Below are 16435 nucleotides of genomic sequence, written 5' to 3'. Positions count from 1 at the left end.
CGGAACCCGCGTGTCCAACGCTCCAGCCTCGCGAGTCGTCGGTTCGTGACGACCGCGCGAATGTTGAACTCAGGGGTCGGGACGGTTGGACACGCGGGTCGGGAGCGTTGGACTCGCGATGGTGGGCGGTCATGTGGGGGCCTCCGTGCGCATGGACGGGTGCCAGTGCAGGGCGCGGCGCTCGGCGGCCCGGGTGAGGAGGTTCGCGACGACGCCGAGCAGGCCGGTGACCACGACCAGCCCGTACATCGCCGCCACCGCGCCGCTGGCCCGCGCGGTGGCGATCTCTTGGCCGAGCCCGGGCGAGCCGATGACCAGCTCACCGGTGATCGCGAGGATCAGCGCGACCGTGGCGGCCAGCCGCACGCCCGTCGCGACGTAGGGCAGTGCGGTCGGCCAGACCAGGTACCGCACCCGGTGCCACCGGCCCAGCCGGTAGGCGCGCGCGGTGTCCCGGGCGACCGGGTCGATGTCCGCGACCCCGTGCAGCACCTGGACGAGCACCTGCCAGAACGCCGCGTACACCACGAGCACCAGCGTCGAGGTGATCGTCGACCCGTACAGCACGACGACAAGCGGGATCAGCGCCACCGACGGGATCGGGCGCAGGAACTCGATCGTGGACGAGGTCGCGGCACGCAGCACCGGGACGGTCCCGACGAGCACACCGATCACGACGCCGAGCGCCACCGCGACGGCGAGGCCGAACAGCCACGTGCGGAGCGTGTCGAGCACGGCGAGCCAGAAGCGCTCCTCGGACATCTGCCCGGCGAGCGTGCCGAGGATCTGGCTCGTCGGCGGGGCGTACCGCTCGGGCACGAGGCCGATCCTGGGCGCCACCTCCAGCAGCACCGCGAAGCCGAGCAGCCCGACCAGGCCGAGCACGACCCTCCTCGCGGTACTCACGGTGCGCTCTCGCTCATGGTGCGTTCCCGCTCACAGTCCGCGCCTTGCTCTCGCTCACGGTGTTCAATGGTTCGCTTCTGCGCTACTCGCCGTCTTCCCTCTTCACGTGCTCGGCGCTGGCGCGCGATCGTCAGTCCAGACGGCGAACGCTCCCGCTCCCGCTCCCGCTCCCGCTCCCGCTCACGGGAGCAGTGCGTCCACATCTGCCTCCTTCTCCAGCAACCCGTCCTCGAGCGCCAGGTCCGCGAGCGTCTGCACGGAGTCGCGGTTCACCTCGGCCGGCCACTTCGGCAGCGTGAGCTTCTCGATCACCTCCGGGGCGATCTCCGTGTAGCTGCCGATGATCTGCCGCGCCTCGTCCGGGTTGGCGTCCGCATAGGACAGTGACTCCCGCATGGCCTCGGTGAACCGCTCGACGAGGTCCGGGTTCTCGCCGATCAGCTGCTGGGAGGCGAAGTAGGTCGCCACGGTCAGGTTCGGCGCGGTGTCCACATAGCTGGAGGCGATCTTGCGGCCACCCTCGGCGAGCACCGCCTGCTGGAACGGCTCGACCACGAACACGGCGTCCACCTGGCCCGACTGCAGCGCCGCCGGCTGCTCGGGGAACGGCAGCGCGGTGAACTCGACCTTGCGCGGGTCGCCGCCGGCCTTGCGCACCGACGCGCGCACGCTGGTGTCCACGATGTTCTGCAGCGTGTTCGCGGCGACCGTCCGGCCCTCGAGGTCGGCCGCGGACCGGATCGGACTGTCCGACTTGACCATCAGCGCCGCGAAGTCCTCGCCGTCCACGCCGGTGGAGTTGTTGCCGTTGGACACGATCTTGACCGGGAGCCCCTGCGAGTGGGCGAGCAGCAGTGACACCACGTTGCTGAAGCCGAACTGGTACTGGCCCGAGACGACCGCCGGCACGATCGCCGCGCCGCCCTCGGCCCGCTCCAGCTTCAGTTCGATGTTCAGATCGGAGAAGAAGCCCTGCTCCATACCGAGGTAGATCGGCGCCACGTCGAGGATCGGGATCACCCCGACCGTGACGCTGTCGGGCCGGCCCTCGCCCGGCTGCTGCCCCCCATCGTCGTCCGAGCCGCAGGCGGTCGCCAGAAGTGTTGTCGTCAACAGGAGAACAGCGAGGTGTCGGCGCATCGGCGGGACTCCATCCACCCGGAAGCGGTTTGGCGTTGTTCGGAGATCGCACGCTCGTTCTCAAGGTGAACGTAGAGGTACGCCACGGCAGCGTCAACCGTTGACGTGCGACGACGGCGTTCCCTATCGTGCGACTGGAGAACGTTCGTTCGTAATGCGCACATCATGAACGGGAGGCGATCGGTGGCCGAGCTGGTGGAGCTGGCCGAGGGGATCGCCGAGCTGGTCCGGGACGGGGACACGGTCGCACTGGAGGGCTTCACCCATCTCATCCCCGTGCGCGCGGGGCAGGAGATCATCCGCCGGCGCCGGCGTGACCTGACGCTCGTCCGGATGACCCCGGACATCGTGTACGACCAGCTGATCGGCGCCGGCTGTGCGCGGCGGCTGGTGTTCGCGTGGGGTGGCAACCCCGGCGTCGGCTCGCTGCACCGGCTGCGGGACGCGGTGGAGAATGGCTGGCCCGCGCCCCTGGAGCTGGAGGAGCACAGCCACGCGGGGATGGCGAACCGGTACGTGGCGGGCGCCTCCGACCTGCCGTTCGCCGCGCTGCGCGGCTACCAGGGCACGGACCTCGCGAAGCACACCGACACGATCCGGACGGTCACCTGCCCGTTCACCGGTGAGGAGCTGGCCGCGGTGTCGGCGCTGCGGCCGGATGTCACGGTCGTGCACGCCCAGCGCGCCGACCGGAAGGGCAACGTCCAGCTGTGGGGGCTCGTCGGCGTGCAGAAGGAGGCGGTGCTGGCCGCGCGGAGGTCGCTGGTGACCGTCGAGGAGGTCGTCGACGAGCTCGAGCCACGACCGGGTGCGGTGGTGCTGCCGTCCTGGGTGGTCACCGCGGTCGCGGCGGTGCCGGGCGGTGCGCGGCCGTCCTACGCGCAGGACTACTACGACCGGGACAACGACGCGTACCGCGCATGGGACGCGGTGAGCCGCGACCGCGACCGGTTCACCGCCTGGCTGGCCGAGCACGTGGACGCCCCGGCGGCGACGGCGTGACCGGGTCACCGGCTTGGACGGCCGAGGAGATGATGTCGGTCGAGGCCGCGCGGGCGCTCGCCGGCCACACGTCGTGCTTCGTCGGCATCGGGCTGCCGTCCACCGCGGCGAACCTGGCCCGCCGGGTGCACGCGCCGGACCTCGTGCTGATCTACGAGTCCGGCGCGATCGGTGCCAAACCGTCCCTGCTGCCACTGTCCATTGGGGACGGTGTGCTGGCCGAGACCGCCGACGCCGTGGTGAGCGTGCCGGAAGTGTTCAACTACTGGCTGCAGCCCGGCCGGATCGACGTCGGCTTCCTCTCCGCCGCGCAGCTGGACCGCTTCGGCAACCTGAACACGACGGTCATCGGCGACGACTACGCCCGCCCGCGGGTGCGGCTGCCCGGTTCGGGTGGCGCGCCGGAGATCGCCGCGTCCTGCCGCGAGGTGTTCGTGATGGTTCGGCACGACCCGCGGACCTTCGTGGACCGGGTCGACTTCGTCACCTCGGTGGGCTACGGCGACGGGTACGACTCCCGTGAGAAGCTCGGCCTGCGCGGCCGCGGTCCGGTGCGGGTGGTCACCGACATCGCCGTGCTCGAGCCCGACCCGGTCTCGCGTGAGCTCACGCTGACCCGGGTACACCCGGGGGTGGCGGTCGCGGACGTGCGGGCGGCCACCGGGTGGGACCTCAAGGTCGCCGACGAGGTGGCGGTCACCGAGCCGCCCACGGACGAGGAGCTGGCGGCACTGCGCCGGCTCATAGAGGAGAGCAAGTCATGACGGATGTCGTGAGCGGAGCGAACCATTCAACACTGTGAGTGGGAGTGATGGAGTGTTCGTCGTCTGGACTGACGATCGCGCGCGGGCGCGTGAGCGCCGAGTACGTGAGGAGGGAAGACGGCGGGTAGCGGAGGAGCGGAGCGAACCATTCAACACTGTGAGCGGGAGTGACGGAGCGTTCGCCGTCTGGACGGAGACACGGTCGCTCCGCAAGCTCCGCTCCGCGGAGAAGCGCGGGCGCGCCAGCGCCGAGCATCGCACGGAGGAAGACGGCGAGTAGCGGAGGAGCGGAGCGAACCATGAACACAGTGCCGGGCTACCGGCGCGATCCCGGTGGCACGCACCCGCCGCTGCTGTCCCCGGAGTACGGCTCGACGGTGCTGCGCGCGCCGACCCGCGAGCCGGTGCGGCTGCCGCACTCGCTCACCGAGCTCACCGGCCCGCTGCTGGGGGAGGGCCGCGTCCTGGCCACGGACAGCGACCTCACCAGGCAGCACAACGGGGAGCCGCTGGGCGAGCGGATCATCGTGCACGGCCGGGTCCTCGACAGCGACGACCGCGCCGTGCCGGACACGCTCGTGGAGCTGTGGCAGGCGAACTCGGCCGGCCGGTACTCGCACGCGCGCGACCAGCATCCGGCGCCGCTCGACCCGAACTTCACCGGCGTGGGCCGCTGCATGACCGACTCGACCGGGCACTACCGGTTCGTCACGCTGAAGCCGGGTGCCTACCCGTGGCGCAACCACGAGAACGCCTGGCGGGCCCAGCACATCCACTTCTCGCTGTTCGGCCGGGCGTTCGTGCAGCGGCTGGTGACGCAGATGTACTTCCCCGGGGACCCGCTGTTCTACCAGGATCCGATCTTCAACGCGGTTCCGTCGGGCGCCCGCGCCCGGATGGTCTCGTCGTTCGACCTGTCGGAGACCGTGCCGGAGTGGGCGCTCGCGTACCGGTTCGACATCGTCCTGCGCGGGCGGGACCAGACACCCATGGAGTCCTGATGGACCTCACGCCTTCGCAGACCGTCGGGCCGTTCTTCGCGCACGCGCTCACCTGGGCGGACGGCCCGTTCGTGGTGGCCGCGGACGCGCCGGGCGCGTTCTGGCTGCGCGGGCGGGTGTTCGACGGTGCGGGTGAGCCGGTTCCGGACGCGCTGGTCGAGAGCTGGCAGGCCGCACCCGACGGCCGTTTCGACCACCCGGACGACCCTCGCGGGGCCGTGCCGGGCTTCCGCGGCTTCGGGCGGTGCGCCACCGACGACGAGGGCCGCTGGGAGGTTCGCACGGTCAAGCCGGGGCGGGTGCCCGGGGCGGACGGCCGGTCGCAGGCGCCGCACATCGACCTGTCCGTGTTCGCCCGTGGCCTGCTCGACCGGGTGGTGACCCGGGTGTACCTTCCGGATGAGCCGTCCAACGTAGACGATCCGGTACTTTCGTCCATTCCGGAGCCCGGACGCAGCACCCTGGTGGCCAGGTTGACCGACGACGGGTACGCGTTCGACATCCGGCTCCAGGGTGAGCGTGAGACAGTCTTCTTCAGTGTCTAGCTGTGAGGAGCGTGTCGTGGCGGGGAGCGGGTCGGACTTCGTGCAGTCGCTCGAGCGTGGGCTGTCGGTGATCCGTGCCTTCGACCACGAGCATCCGGAGCTGACGCTGAGTGAGGTCGCCGCGTCGACGGGCGTGACGCGGGCCGTCGCCCGCCGGTTCCTGCTGACGCTCGCGTCGCTCGGGTACGTCCGGTCCGACGGTCGATTCTTCTCGCTGACGGCGAAGGTGCTGGAGCTGGGGTATGCGTACCTGTCGAGCCTGTCGCTGCCGGACGTGGCGGAGCCGCACTTGGAGGCGCTGGTCGGCGAGGTGAACGAGTCGTCGTCGGTGTCCGTGCTGGACGGTCAGGACGTCGTGTACGTGGCGCGGGTGCCGGTGAGCCGGATCATGACGGTGTCGATCAGCGTGGGCACCCGCTTCCCGGCGTACGCGACGTCGATGGGTCGCGTCCTGCTGGCCGGCCTGCCGGAGCCGGAGTTGGCGGCGTACCTGTCGTCGGTGCGGCTCGAGCGGCTGACGGCCCGGACGGTGTCGTCGGTGGCGGCACTGCGCGGCGAGCTCGCGCGGGTGCGCGGCCAGGGATGGGCGCTGGTGAACCAGGAGCTGGAGGAGGGCCTGCGTGCCCTGGCGGTCCCCATCCGCGACCGGACGGGCAAGGTCGTGGCCGCCGTGAACGTCTCGGCCCACGCGAGCCGCACGTCCCTGGAGGCCATGCGCCGCGACCTGCTGCCTCCGCTGCTGAAGGCGGCCGCCCGCGTGGAGGCGGACCTACCCGCCCGCACCCGCCGCACCTGACCGCCTGCGCGGGTCACGGGCGCGGAATGTCGTCTCGCCGGGATCGGGTGGGTGCTGGCCTCCGGCCCCCGGCATCCATTCTTCCAGCGGGCACCGACAATTCCTGCTCCGCCGACCAAGCTCTGTGGACAACCCCGGCCGGCGCGGGGGCCCCGTTTTCCAGCGTATCGGCGAGGGCCGACGGTTTCGGGGTGTGCGGGTTGGGCTGTGGACAGGTTCCGGCGGCGAGTGGCGCCGTTCACCGTGGTCAGGGGGCGTCGGTGGCGGGGCGGACCCGCCAGTCGGCGGTGTGGCCCAGGATGCCGGGGATGTCCTCGGTCAGGCGGGCGAAGTCGATCGCCTGCGAGATCAGGCCGGTCGGGTTGTTCTCGATCGCTTGCCAGGCCCGGGTGCGTTCGGCCTCGCTCGCGAAGCGGCCGTGGTCGAACGCCCGTTTGGCCGCCGCCCGGAGCGCGTCCAGGTCGTGGACGATGATCGTGATCTCCGCGGACAGCTCGTAGCGGCGCGCCGGGTCGTCGGCCAGTTGTGCGATGGCCCGCAGGTCCGCGCTGCTCAACTCGTGACTCATACTCCCAGGGTCACCCCGCACCACGCCGCTGGACAGGGCGAACGGCACAGATCCGGGAAGATTCCGGGTCGCCCCTAGGGCACGTCTGGCGGACTAGTGGTGTGCGCGGGGCTGGATGTCCAGCTGACCCAGCGTCGCGACGAGCCGGTCCAGCACCGCCGAGGGCGAGACGTAGAACGAGGACGCCCGGACCCGGAAGAACCGCCACCCGCACCGCTCGAGGTCCCGGTGCCGCGCCAGCTCGCGCTCGTACGCGGCCGCGCCCCGCCACTCGTCGCCCTCGCACAGGACGGCCAGGCGGGACCGGGCGCCGACGACCACCAGATCCAGAACCACCGAGTCCACCGAGTACCGCGGCACCACCGAATACCCCAGCTCCACCAGCCGGTTCGCCACGTGCTGGACGAACAGCGAGTCGAACGGCTCCACGAGGGTGTCCGGAGGCGACGGCAGGCTCAGGAACGAGTCCGCGGGCGTCGCGACCACCCCGTAGCAGTGGTCCAGCAGCTGGAACCGCATGTCCTCCGCGTTGTCCAGCGCCCCCGGCGGGATCGAGTGGAACAACCACATCTGGTCCCGCGCCCGCGACGCCGCGACGTTGTACCGCTGCACGAACAGCTCCCGCGTCAGCGGCACCTGCGTGGGCCCGGCCGCCACCATCGACAGGAACATCACGTCCCGCTCGGCACCCTGGAAGTCCGCCGAGTCACCGCACTGGATCCGCCGCGCCGCCCACTCCTCCGGCGTGATCCGCTCCAGCAGCCGCCGCTCGATCGCCTTCGCCTGCGCGGTGCCCAGCAGCGAGATCACGCCGAACGTCAGCCCGTCGTAGCGCGGGTCGGCGATGCACTTCTCCAGCGCCTCCGCGACCGCCTCGACCTCGACCGGGTTGACCTTGTTCGTCGTGCCCACCACGTGCCCGTCCGGCAGGTACACCGGGCGGATCGGCTCCAACCGGTCGGCACCGTACTGGCGCACCGGCACCAGCCGGATCCCGTCCGGCTCGTACGCGACCCGGTTGGAGAACGCGATGATCTCCGGCACGCACCGCCGGTGCTCGGTCAGCGTGAGCAGCCCGCGGTAGCGCATCTTCGCCTCGTCGAACAGGCTGCGCTGCGGGTCCTGCCACGCGGACCGGTACGGGTCGTCCGCGAGGTACTGGCCGGCGAGGTCGCGCAGCTGCTGCTGGTCCACGCCGACGGCGGACGGCGACACCTGCTTGTCGTCCCCGATCACGACCATCCGCGGGGCCAGGTACTGCAGGAACGTCGCCTCCAGCCCGGCCTGTGACGCCTCGTCGACGATCACCACGTCGAACATGCCCGGGCGGATCGCCAGCTGCTCCGCGATCCGGTACACCGGCATGATCCACACCGGCACGGCCGGCCGGCAGCGGTCCATCGCCTGGCGCACCTCGACCCGCCGCTGCGGCGCGTACCGACCGGTGCCCTTGCCCAGTCGCCGTACCAGGTACGCGTAGTGCTCCAGGTTCGCCCGCGCCTGCCCGGTCAGCCGGTCCGGCGACACCGCGTGCCCCCACGCCCGCGTCGCCGCCAGCGTCTCGACCTCGCCGCGGATCCGCTGCTCGGTCAGCCCGATCTCCGCCTGCAGCGCGTTCACGTCCGCGGCGCCCTGGTCGAGCACCCACGAGCCGGTCGCCGCCCACGCCCACGCCTCGGCGAACGACGGCAGCCGACCATCCCAGGTGGACTCGTCGGCGGTCGCCTCGATCGCGGTCCGCAGCCGCGAGGGCACGCGGGCCGCGAGCTCGTCGCGCCGCCCCACCAGCCGGCGCACCTCGTGCAACCGCTCCAATCGCTTGTGCGCCAACGCGTACGAGTCCGGGTCGCGCCGGCGGGCCGCATCGCGCAGGGCCCGCACGCACGGCGCCGCGTCCGCGTGCCCGGCCGCGACCGACAGCGTGGCCTCGATCCGGTGCAGCGGCACGGTCGCCGCCGCGTGCGCGTCCGCCGCCGCGGCCACGTCGACCAGCTTCACGTACGCGCGCACCGCGTCCAGGTCCGTCCAATCGGGACGCGGCAGTCCGGCCTCGGCCAGCAGGCGTTGCTCGGTCTCCAGCGCCTCCGACAGCCGCAGCACCCGGTGCAGCTGGTCCAGCTCCGTGCTGTGCCACTGGACCCGCTCGTGCACCGACCCGCCCGACACCGCCACCCCGGCCGGCCACGACCGGTCGAGCGCGGCGAGGACCTTCGTCAGCTCCGCCCACACCAGGAACGCGGCCACCTGCCCGGCGTTGGTCGGCGGCAGCCCGTCCACCCGCACCTGCGCGAACAGCGCCTGTGCCTGCTTGACCGGCCGCGGGGTGAGCGCGCCGAGCTTCGGCATGCCGTCCGGCCCGGTCTTCAGCGCGCCGCCGCCGAGGTGGGCACCCAGCTGCTGGGCGGGCGGCACGAGCAGCGTCGCGTTACCGTCCACTTCGACCGTCGTGAGTGGACCAAGCTGCGCCACGAGCTGGTTCGCCTGGGCCACCAGCGCGCCGATCTGCTGCGCCCGGCCGTGCCACGCCCGCCCGCGGCCGGACCGGATGTCGCCGAGCGCGTCGTTCATCCACGTCTCGCGGCGCCGTGCCAGGTCGTCCGCCTCGTCGGCCAGCTCGCTCAGCCGCCGGCGCAGCTGCTCGCGCGCGGCCGCGTCGATCCGGCGGATCGCGTCGAACGCCAGGTGGCCCTTCTCCGGGTCGCGCTCCTGGTCGGCGGCTGCCGCGGCCTCCTCGGCGGCCACCAGGTCGGCGAATTGGGGAGACTCGGGCACCGTGGTCAGGTCGACGAGCCGGCCGCCGGCCTCGAGCTCGTCGGACGACAGCGCCTTGTCACGCAGCAGCTCACGCCACTCGACGAGCTCGTCACCGGTCAGCGGCGGCGCCTCGTCGGGTCGGACGTCCACGTGCTCGGCGAGCCAGCCGAACCGCTCGCGCCGCGCCTCCAGCGCTCGCGCGATCGCCGCGAGCGTGCCGTGGTAGCCGGCGTGGGAGTGCTCGCGGACCTCGTCCTCGCGGGCCGCGACGAGCTGCTCGTGCAGGTCCTCGCGGCGGCCGCGGAGCCGCTCGATCTCGTCGAGGCAGCCGCGCACGGTCCGCGCGGCCACGGCCTCGTCGTGCTCGGTGGCCGCCGCGGCGATCCGCTCGACGGCCACCTTGAGGTCGGACATGTCCTCCCGCGACGTGCCCACGACGCCGACCGACAGCGGCTTGATCGCGGCCGGCAGCTTGTCGCGCACCTCGCGCAGCGCCCGGTCCGTGTGCGCGGTGACCAGGACCCGCTTGCCCTGCGCCAGCAGGTGCGAGAGCAGCGCGGCGGCGGTGTGCGTCTTGCCGGTGCCCGGCGGGCCCTGTACGAGGGTCTGTGCCTGGGTGTCGACCTGCCGGATGATCCGCAGCTGCGTGTCGTTGACGGGCAGCGGCAGGAACTCGTCGTCGTCCACCCGCACCATCGCGCCCGTTGTGCCGTCACCGGCGGGGGCGGCGGCTCGTGGGGCGGGGTGGTGGTCCGGGTCCACGAGCGGGCGCAGCCCGTCGGGCACCTCGCCGGACTCGGTGAGCTGGTCGACGATCGTCGAGAAGATCTCCACCAGGCCCTGCTGCGAGCGTCGGCGCAGGATGACCGCCGGCGCGAACGCCGCCACCGCGTGGTCCGCCGCCGCGGGCACCGAGTCGGCGTCGCGGTACTCGCCGGCGGCGTCGAGCGTGTGCACCACGCGGCGGACGAGCGCGCCGGCCTCCGTGCGGTCCAGCGGGTGGCCGGCGAACTCGCGGGCTTGAGTGCGGATCTCGTTGGCGTGCCGCGGGTTCGGGATCACGCCCGGGTCGAGCATGTCCAGCTCGACGTCCGCCACGTCGACCGACTCCACCCGGCACACGGCGAGCCGCCCGGTGTCGTCGTCGAGGGTGATCGTCACGGGCGCGGTGAGCACGTGCCGGCGCACCTCGGGGTGGCCGGGCGGCGCCCACGCGAGGCAGCCGACGCCGACGACCAGCTCCAGCTCCTCGGGGTTGCCGGTGGCCGCGACGTAGGTGGCGAACAGCTGGCCGTACCAGGCACGAACCGGCCGGTCGCGACGCTCCCGATCGGCCCACTCCCGCCAGTCGACGAGCCACTCGTCGAACCGCTCGCGCAGGACCGGATCCTCGGGCGGCACCGGGGGCAGGTCGGGGTCGTCCCAGCGGTCCAGGTTGAACCCATCGGGCGGCGGCGGCTCGACGCGCGCGACCCGGTCGACGGTGAGGATCGGGTCGTCGAGCCCGGGCTCGCCGCGGTGCGCGGCGGTGACGGCCGGGTGGTCGGGGAGCTCGTCGAGCCAGAGCACCGAGCGGTAGCCCTCGACCGTTCGCGGCGGGAGGTTGCGCAGCTGCTGGGTTCGGCCGAGGAACTCGAACAGCCGCACGGCGCGGCCGACCATCGGGTCGGCCTCCTGGTTCGCCCCCCGGTGCGTTTCGGTCACCCGGTCCACCACCTGCCTTGGAGGACACCAAGATACAGGGTTCGCGCTATGCCAGGCAGGACAACGGCTTTCCGCCGTTGTAGGCCACCATGTCCCGCAGCATCGCGATGGAGTCGAGCCGCACGCCCGGCGCGGCCCCGTCCACCTCGGCATACGCGCGGTGCAGGTCGCCGACGATCCGCTCGGGGTCGGACAGCCCGGCGTACGCACCGAGGTCGAGCTCGCGCGCCACCTCCAGCGGCGCGAGCCCCGCGGCCTTCCCGGCCCGCGCGCTGTCCTGCACGAACCGCAGGTACCCCAGCACATGGTCGATCAGGTCCGGGCCGGCGACCGGACCGTGGCCGGGCACGATCGTCGTGGCGCCCAATGGCTTCACGACGTCGGTGAGCACCGAGATCGCGCCCGCGACCGAGCCCTGCATCAGGAACGGCGTGCCCCCGTTGAAGAGCAGGTCACCGCAGAACAGGACGCCGCGCTCGGGGATCCACAGGATCGAGTCGTTCGTCGTGTGCGCGGGCGTGCCGACGTGCCGGACCTCGCAGCGCAGGTCGTCGACCCAGACGGTGACGCCCTCGGGGTAGGTGAGGAAGGGCGGCTCGATCTCCACCGCGCCCCAGTCGACCTTGTTCCATATCGGCTCGTCGATCGGCGGGCCGAAGGCGAGCACGCTGTCGCGGGTGCCCTCGTGCGCCACGATCGTCGCGCCGGGGAACAGGAAGTTGCCGAACGTGTGGTCGCCGTGGTGGTGGGTGTTCACCAGCGTGCGCACCGGCCGCGGCGTGACCCGGCGGATCGCCGCGAGGTAGGCGCGGGTGCGCCGCTCGGTCGAGCACGCGTCCACGCTGACCACCCCGCGCGTGCCGGCGAGGAAGCCGGTGTTGTTGATCCACCAGGTGCCGTCCGGCTGGAGGTAGGCGAACACGCCGTCGCTCACCTCCTCCACGCGCGGCGGGCCGGGGGAGGTGACGTCGTGCGCGGTCGTGCTCATGTCGCACACCCTAGGACCGACGAAATTTGGTCTAGACCCTTGACGCGGTCGTGTCGGACGTACCACGGTGAACCGTGAGAGCGCTCTCACCTCTCATCCCTGCTGAGAAACGAGAGCACCATGAAGCGAGCGAGAACGCTTGTGTCGGTGGGCGCGTGTGCGCTCGTCGTACTGGGCACGGCCACGAGCACGGCCGCGGCCGGCGCGGACGGCGTCGCGGTCGCGTCGGAGGGCGTGGTCGCGGCGATGAGTCGTGACCTCGGGCTGTCCGAGGCGCAGGCGCGGACGCGGCTGCGTCAGGAGTCGACCGCCATCGGGATCGGGCCGGCGGCCCGCGAGGCGGCCGGCCCGGCCTACGGCGGCGCGTGGTTCGACCCGCAGCGCGGCAGGCTCGTGGTTGGACTGACCACATCGGACAGTGCGGCCGCGGTGCGGGCGACCGGCGCCGAGGTGGCGATGGTCGAGCACACTCAGGCGTCGCTGGATGCCACGAAGGCCGAGGTGGACCGGCTGCGCGCGCCCGCGGACGTGGCGGGCTGGCAGGTCGACCCGCGGTCGGGGAGCGTGGTCGTCACCGTCCGCCGGGGCGCCCGGTCGAGCGCGGCCGTGTCCGGCTTCCTCGACGCGGCGAGGAAGGCCGGTCCGGTGACGGTCGCGGAGACCGACCACCTGCCACGTCCGTTCGCGGCGGGCACGGTCGGCGGCGACCCGTACTACATCAACGGCAACGTCCGCTGCTCCATCGGGTTCTCGGTGCACGGCGGCTTCGTCAGCGCCGGGCACTGCGGCGGCGTCGGCGCGTCGGTGACCGGCTGGGACGGCTCGGCGATGGGCAGCTTCGCCGGATCCTCCTTCCCGGACAACGACTACTCGTTCATCCGCATCGGCCACGGCTGGTGGACCGTGCCGGTCGTGCTCGGCTGGGGCACCGTGCCCGACCAGCTCGTGCGCGGCTCGGGCGAGGCGCCGGTGGGCGCGTCGATCTGCCGGTCCGGCTCCACCACGCACTGGCACTGCGGCACCGTGCTGGCGAAGAACGAGACGGTCAACTACGCGCAGGGCGCGGTGCACCAGATGACGAAGACCAGCGTGTGCGCCGAGCCGGGCGACTCCGGCGGCTCGTTCATCTCCGGCGACCAGGCCCAGGGCGTGACGTCCGGTGGCTGGGGCAACTGCGGCAGCGGTGGACAGACGTGGTTCCAGCCGGTGAACGAGATCCTCGCGGTGTACGGGCTGTCCCTGGTGACCGCGTAGCCGGGACGCACCGTCGCGCTCACCCGGGTGCGGCGGTGCCCGACCCGGGTTTCGCCGAGCGGTGCTACTCCCGGAGCGGCGGGCGAACGCGTACTCTGAGTTGACTGATGGTGACCAGCTGATCGAGTACTGGAGGCCGAGATGGCGGTGGACGATCCTCGCGATGGCGTGGAGCAGTCCCCCACTCCCGGCGCGGAGGTCAGCGGAGCGCCGACCGCCCGCCGGATCGTCCTCGGCGCCCAGCTGCGCCGCCTGCGCGAGGCGGCGGACATCACGCGCGCCGACGCCGGGTGGGCGATCCGCGGCTCGGACTCGAAGATCAGCCGGATGGAGCTCGGCCGGGTCGGCTTCAAGGAACGCGACGTCGTCGACCTGCTCACGATGTACGGCGTCGAGGACGAGAACGAGCGCGCGTTCTACCTGGACCTGGTGCGCAAGTCCAACGAGCGCGGCTGGTGGCACCGCTACACCGACCTCATGCCGGACTGGTTCTCCAACTTCGTCGGCCTGGAGGAGTCCGCCTCCCTCATCCAGAACTACGAGCTGCTGTTCGTGCCCGGCCTGCTGCAGACCGAGGAGTACGTGCGGGCGGTGGTCAGCCACGGCCAGCCGGTGCACCTCGACGAGCAGACCGAGCGACGCGTGCAGCTGCGCCTGCAGCGCCAGAAGCTGCTGTTCCGGCAGGGCGCGCCGCGGCTGTGGGCGGTCATCGACGAGGCGGTGCTGCACCGGCCGATCGGCGGTGCCGCCGCGCTGCGCGCGCAGTTGGACCACCTGCTCGAGGTGACCAAGCAACCCAACATCACGCTGCAGGTCGTGCCCTACGACAGGAGCGGCTACGCGGCGGAGGGCCCGTTCAGCATCCTGCGGTTCGCCGAGCCGACGCTGCCGGACGTGGTCTACATCGAGCACCTCAGCGGCGCGCTGTACCTCGACCGGCCGCACGAGATCGAGGTCTACAGCCGCGTCATCGACCGGCTCGCGGTCGACGCGGAGACGCCGGACCGCAGCAGACAGTTCATGTCGAAGCTGCGCCAGGAGCTCTGACGGCACTCGATCGGGTGATGACGTTCAGTAGTTGAACGTCTGTGCAATCGGCAATTTGCACTCAACCTGGGCGAATACCAGTGGTAACGGATCTTGGTCCGCGCGTACGCGCAAACCGCACTTGCACGTGCATTTACCACTGCAGAAGCCCGTGTTATCGTCCGTGTATGCAGCTGCACGTGCAGGTGCACCCCCACTGTTGATAGTCGGAAAGGTGGGACCATGGCGGGCGAAGTTCGAAACGGCGTGCCGGCTGACCGGCTCGAGGCCGCTGTGTGGCGCAAGAGCAGTCGCAGCGGCGCCCAGGGTAACTGCGTCGAGCTCAGCTGGCCCGGCGATGAGATGGCGGCAGTGCGCAACTCCCGCGACCCGCACGGCCCGGTGCTCGTCTACACCCGGGCCCACCTCGTGGCCTTCCTGGCCGACGTGCGGGAACGGGAGGACTGATGGCTTCCAGTGCCGCGTCGCGGGTGTCCACCGCGGCCAGCACCGATGCCCAGCTCCGCGCGCTGGTGGCGCGCGGCTTCCGGTTCATCGACCCCAGAGACGACAACGGCGATGTGCTGGCGGTCGTCGGCGTGCGGGCCCACCACAACATCGTGGACGTGGTGCGGCTGCACGGCGAGGACGAGGTGGTCGCCGCACGGATGCCGCCCGACCAGGACGTGCTCGCCCCGCGCCAGGTGTTCTGGCGGGAGGTCGGCCCGGCGAGCGAGGTGCTCGCGGCGATGCTTGCACTGCCGGACGACCACACCCCAGGCGCGCTGCTGGTTCCCACCCGGGTGAGCGCATAGGGCCGCACCTGGCGGAATCCCTGGCCGCCAGGTGCGTCCCTAGTACACGGCCCTGCCTCCGCCGATGTCGTGGATCGAGCCGGTGGAGAAGCTGCAACGATCCGAACCCAGCCAGGCGGCCAGCTCGGCGACCTCCGCCGCGCGGCCGGGCCGGCCCATCGGGATCCGGCTCACCAGCCGATCCAGCGTCGCCGGTTCGACTGACGCCGTGCTCGGTGTCTCGATCATCGCGGGAGCGACCGCGTCGACCAGTACGCCGGTGGTCGCGAGCTCAGCTGGAACGTCGCCGCACACCCTGCGTCGGTCACCTCGGCGAGCGGCTTGGCCGGGCCGAGCACGCTGTTCACCAGCATGTCGACCCGGCCCCGGCTCGGCGACCACCGTGGCCACCTGGCCCGCGTCGGTGACGTCGAGCCGGAGGTCGGCGCCGGTCGTGAGGTCCGCGGTGACCACGTCGAGCCCGTCGGCGGCCAGCCGCGTCGCGCACCCGGCCCCGCCGGTGACCAGGGCGGTCCGTGCCAAGTGGCCTCCTCGTACGGGCGCGGCTACCTGGTCAGCCGCGACACCGTGGGCAGCCCGGCCGCGTGCCAGGCGGCGAACCCGCCCACCACGTCGGCGACCCGCCGCAGCCCGAGCTGCGTCATCACCTGGTGCGCGGCCAGGCTGGAGGTGTAGCCCTCGTTGCACATGAGGACCACCTCCTGGTCCGGGTCGCCGCGGCGAAGCTCCTTGAGCCGGTGCTCGCTGGTGACGTCCAGCCGCCATTCCAGCACGTGCCGGGACACCGCGATCGCGCCGGGCACCTCGCCGAAGCGCCACCGGTACTCGGTGGGCCGCAGATCGACGAGGATGGCACCGCGGCGCATCACCTCGGCCGCCTCGGCCGGCTGGTACCGCGTGATCCGCGCACGGGCCCGCTGGAGCAGGCCCGTCACGACGTCGGTCACTAGTGCACCCTCTTCCGTGCAGGCTCGCTAAGGGGGCTTGTGGTAGGAACTAGGCGGAAGTCGGGGTGACGGCCTGCGTCGGTCGCCCTTCGAGGGCTTTCATGACACTGCCGCCCCCGGCTTCCCCGGAACCGTGAAGCGATGACAAGGGGACGCGCCATCGAGCGCCGGTTAGTGACCTCTCCGCTGTCGGTTCCCTCGCCTCCGTCTGGCTCCTGCCCCGGA

General features: G+C 72.0%; 16 protein-coding genes. 9 read left to right on the top strand and 7 right to left on the bottom strand.

Annotated features, from left to right (window positions below; genetic code table 11):
* Positions 1 to 129: 129 nt before the first annotated feature.
* Positions 130 to 906, bottom strand: a complete 777-nt coding sequence (locus ACRDTB_RS09990; RefSeq protein ID WP_431429754.1) for an ABC transporter permease — start codon at positions 904 to 906, stop codon at positions 130 to 132.
* A 180-nt stretch (positions 907 to 1086) separates the two neighbouring features.
* Positions 1087 to 2019 (bottom strand): ABC transporter substrate-binding protein, encoded by a 933-nt coding sequence (locus ACRDTB_RS09985; protein ID WP_431429753.1) that lies wholly within the window; start codon positions 2017 to 2019, stop codon positions 1087 to 1089.
* Positions 2020 to 2229: 210 nt separating this feature from the next.
* Here ACRDTB_RS09985 and ACRDTB_RS09980 point away from each other — a divergent pair, with 210 nt between their 5' ends.
* The 5 genes from ACRDTB_RS09980 (at position 2230) to ACRDTB_RS09960 (ending at position 6154) form a co-directional block, all read left to right on the top strand.
* Positions 2230 to 3048, top strand: a complete 819-nt coding sequence (locus tag ACRDTB_RS09980) for a CoA transferase subunit A (RefSeq protein ID WP_431429803.1) — start codon at positions 2230 to 2232, stop codon at positions 3046 to 3048.
* Between the two features lie 29 nt (positions 3049 to 3077).
* Positions 3078 to 3812, top strand: coding sequence for a CoA-transferase subunit beta (locus ACRDTB_RS09975; RefSeq protein WP_431429802.1), 735 nt, complete (start codon positions 3078 to 3080; stop codon positions 3810 to 3812).
* A gap of 299 nt (positions 3813 to 4111) precedes the next feature.
* The gene (pcaH, locus tag ACRDTB_RS09970) at positions 4112 to 4813 is read left to right on the top strand and encodes a protocatechuate 3,4-dioxygenase subunit beta (protein WP_431429752.1); all 702 of its coding nucleotides are present in this window, start codon (positions 4112 to 4114) and stop codon (positions 4811 to 4813) included.
* Positions 4813 to 5358 carry a protocatechuate 3,4-dioxygenase subunit alpha gene (gene pcaG, locus ACRDTB_RS09965; protein ID WP_431429751.1) on the top strand — a complete coding sequence of 182 codons (546 nt, stop codon included), beginning with the start codon at positions 4813 to 4815 and terminating at the stop codon, positions 5356 to 5358. The genes pcaH and pcaG overlap by 1 nt, the downstream gene beginning before the upstream one ends.
* A 16-nt stretch (positions 5359 to 5374) precedes the next feature.
* Positions 5375 to 6154 carry an IclR family transcriptional regulator domain-containing protein gene (locus ACRDTB_RS09960; RefSeq protein ID WP_431429749.1) on the top strand — a complete coding sequence of 260 codons (780 nt, stop codon included), beginning with the start codon at positions 5375 to 5377 and terminating at the stop codon, positions 6152 to 6154.
* Positions 6155 to 6401: 247 nt separating this feature from the next.
* On the opposite strand, the gene ACRDTB_RS09955 is transcribed toward ACRDTB_RS09960, so the two are convergent.
* From ACRDTB_RS09955 to ACRDTB_RS09945, 3 genes are all read right to left on the bottom strand, one after another.
* Entirely contained in the window at positions 6402 to 6722 is a 321-nt protein-coding gene (locus ACRDTB_RS09955) for a hypothetical protein (RefSeq protein ID WP_431429748.1), read from the bottom strand.
* Between the two features lie 93 nt (positions 6723 to 6815).
* Positions 6816 to 11180 carry an AAA domain-containing protein gene (locus tag ACRDTB_RS09950; protein WP_431429747.1) on the bottom strand — a complete coding sequence of 1455 codons (4365 nt, stop codon included), beginning with the start codon at positions 11178 to 11180 and terminating at the stop codon, positions 6816 to 6818.
* A gap of 46 nt (positions 11181 to 11226) precedes the next feature.
* Complete coding sequence (locus ACRDTB_RS09945; RefSeq protein WP_431429745.1) at positions 11227 to 12168, bottom strand: MBL fold metallo-hydrolase; 942 nt, start codon at positions 12166 to 12168, stop codon at positions 11227 to 11229.
* Positions 12169 to 12288: 120 nt separating this feature from the next.
* Between ACRDTB_RS09945 and ACRDTB_RS09940 the strand changes: the two genes are divergently transcribed.
* The 4 genes from ACRDTB_RS09940 to ACRDTB_RS09925 all read left to right on the top strand — a co-directional run bounded on the left by ACRDTB_RS09940 (position 12289) and on the right by ACRDTB_RS09925 (position 15263).
* Positions 12289 to 13422: a S1 family peptidase gene (locus ACRDTB_RS09940; protein WP_431429744.1), complete on the top strand. Its 1134-nt coding sequence runs from the start codon at positions 12289 to 12291 to the stop codon at positions 13420 to 13422.
* A gap of 141 nt (positions 13423 to 13563) precedes the next feature.
* The gene (locus tag ACRDTB_RS09935; RefSeq protein WP_431429743.1) at positions 13564 to 14469 is read left to right on the top strand and encodes a helix-turn-helix domain-containing protein; all 906 of its coding nucleotides are present in this window, start codon (positions 13564 to 13566) and stop codon (positions 14467 to 14469) included.
* A gap of 222 nt (positions 14470 to 14691) precedes the next feature.
* Positions 14692 to 14916 carry a DUF397 domain-containing protein gene (locus ACRDTB_RS09930; RefSeq protein ID WP_431429741.1) on the top strand — a complete coding sequence of 75 codons (225 nt, stop codon included), beginning with the start codon at positions 14692 to 14694 and terminating at the stop codon, positions 14914 to 14916.
* Positions 14916 to 15263: a hypothetical protein gene (locus ACRDTB_RS09925; protein WP_431429740.1), complete on the top strand. Its 348-nt coding sequence runs from the start codon at positions 14916 to 14918 to the stop codon at positions 15261 to 15263. Before ACRDTB_RS09930 ends, ACRDTB_RS09925 begins: the two co-directional genes overlap by 1 nt.
* A gap of 39 nt (positions 15264 to 15302) precedes the next feature.
* Here the strand turns inward: ACRDTB_RS09925 and ACRDTB_RS09920 are convergent, their stop codons facing one another.
* Both ACRDTB_RS09920 and ACRDTB_RS09915 read right to left on the bottom strand, forming a co-directional pair.
* On the bottom strand, positions 15303 to 15785 hold the full coding sequence (locus tag ACRDTB_RS09920) for an SDR family oxidoreductase (RefSeq protein ID WP_431429739.1): 483 nt from the start codon (positions 15783 to 15785) through the stop codon (positions 15303 to 15305).
* A 23-nt stretch (positions 15786 to 15808) separates the two neighbouring features.
* Positions 15809 to 16210, bottom strand: coding sequence for a rhodanese-like domain-containing protein (locus ACRDTB_RS09915; RefSeq protein WP_431429738.1), 402 nt, complete (start codon positions 16208 to 16210; stop codon positions 15809 to 15811).
* Positions 16211 to 16435: the final 225 nt, after the last annotated feature.

The organism is Actinophytocola sp. (assembly GCF_050699935.1).
GTDB lineage: Bacteria > Actinomycetota > Actinomycetes > Mycobacteriales > Pseudonocardiaceae > Actinophytocola.
Note: the sequence above shows the minus strand (reverse complement) of the source record. Positions and strands in the feature narration are given on the sequence as shown.

Bases quoted from the DNA above. Each gene is read 5' to 3' on its own strand.
- ACRDTB_RS09975 (WP_431429802.1), top strand. From the start codon at position 3,078: ATGATGTCGGTCGAGGCCGCGCGGGCGCTCGCCGGCCACACGTCGTGC.
- pcaH (WP_431429752.1), top strand. From the start codon at position 4,112: ATGAACACAGTGCCGGGCTACCGGCGCGATCCCGGTGGCACGCACCCG.
- pcaG (WP_431429751.1), top strand. From the start codon at position 4,813: ATGGACCTCACGCCTTCGCAGACCGTCGGGCCGTTCTTCGCGCACGCG.
- ACRDTB_RS09955 (WP_431429748.1), bottom strand. From the start codon at position 6,722: ATGAGTCACGAGTTGAGCAGCGCGGACCTGCGGGCCATCGCACAACTG.
- ACRDTB_RS09945 (WP_431429745.1), bottom strand. From the start codon at position 12,168: ATGAGCACGACCGCGCACGACGTCACCTCCCCCGGCCCGCCGCGCGTG.
- ACRDTB_RS09940 (WP_431429744.1), top strand. From the start codon at position 12,289: ATGAAGCGAGCGAGAACGCTTGTGTCGGTGGGCGCGTGTGCGCTCGTC.
- ACRDTB_RS09935 (WP_431429743.1), top strand. From the start codon at position 13,564: ATGGCGGTGGACGATCCTCGCGATGGCGTGGAGCAGTCCCCCACTCCC.
- ACRDTB_RS09930 (WP_431429741.1), top strand. From the start codon at position 14,692: ATGGCGGGCGAAGTTCGAAACGGCGTGCCGGCTGACCGGCTCGAGGCC.
- ACRDTB_RS09925 (WP_431429740.1), top strand. From the start codon at position 14,916: ATGGCTTCCAGTGCCGCGTCGCGGGTGTCCACCGCGGCCAGCACCGAT.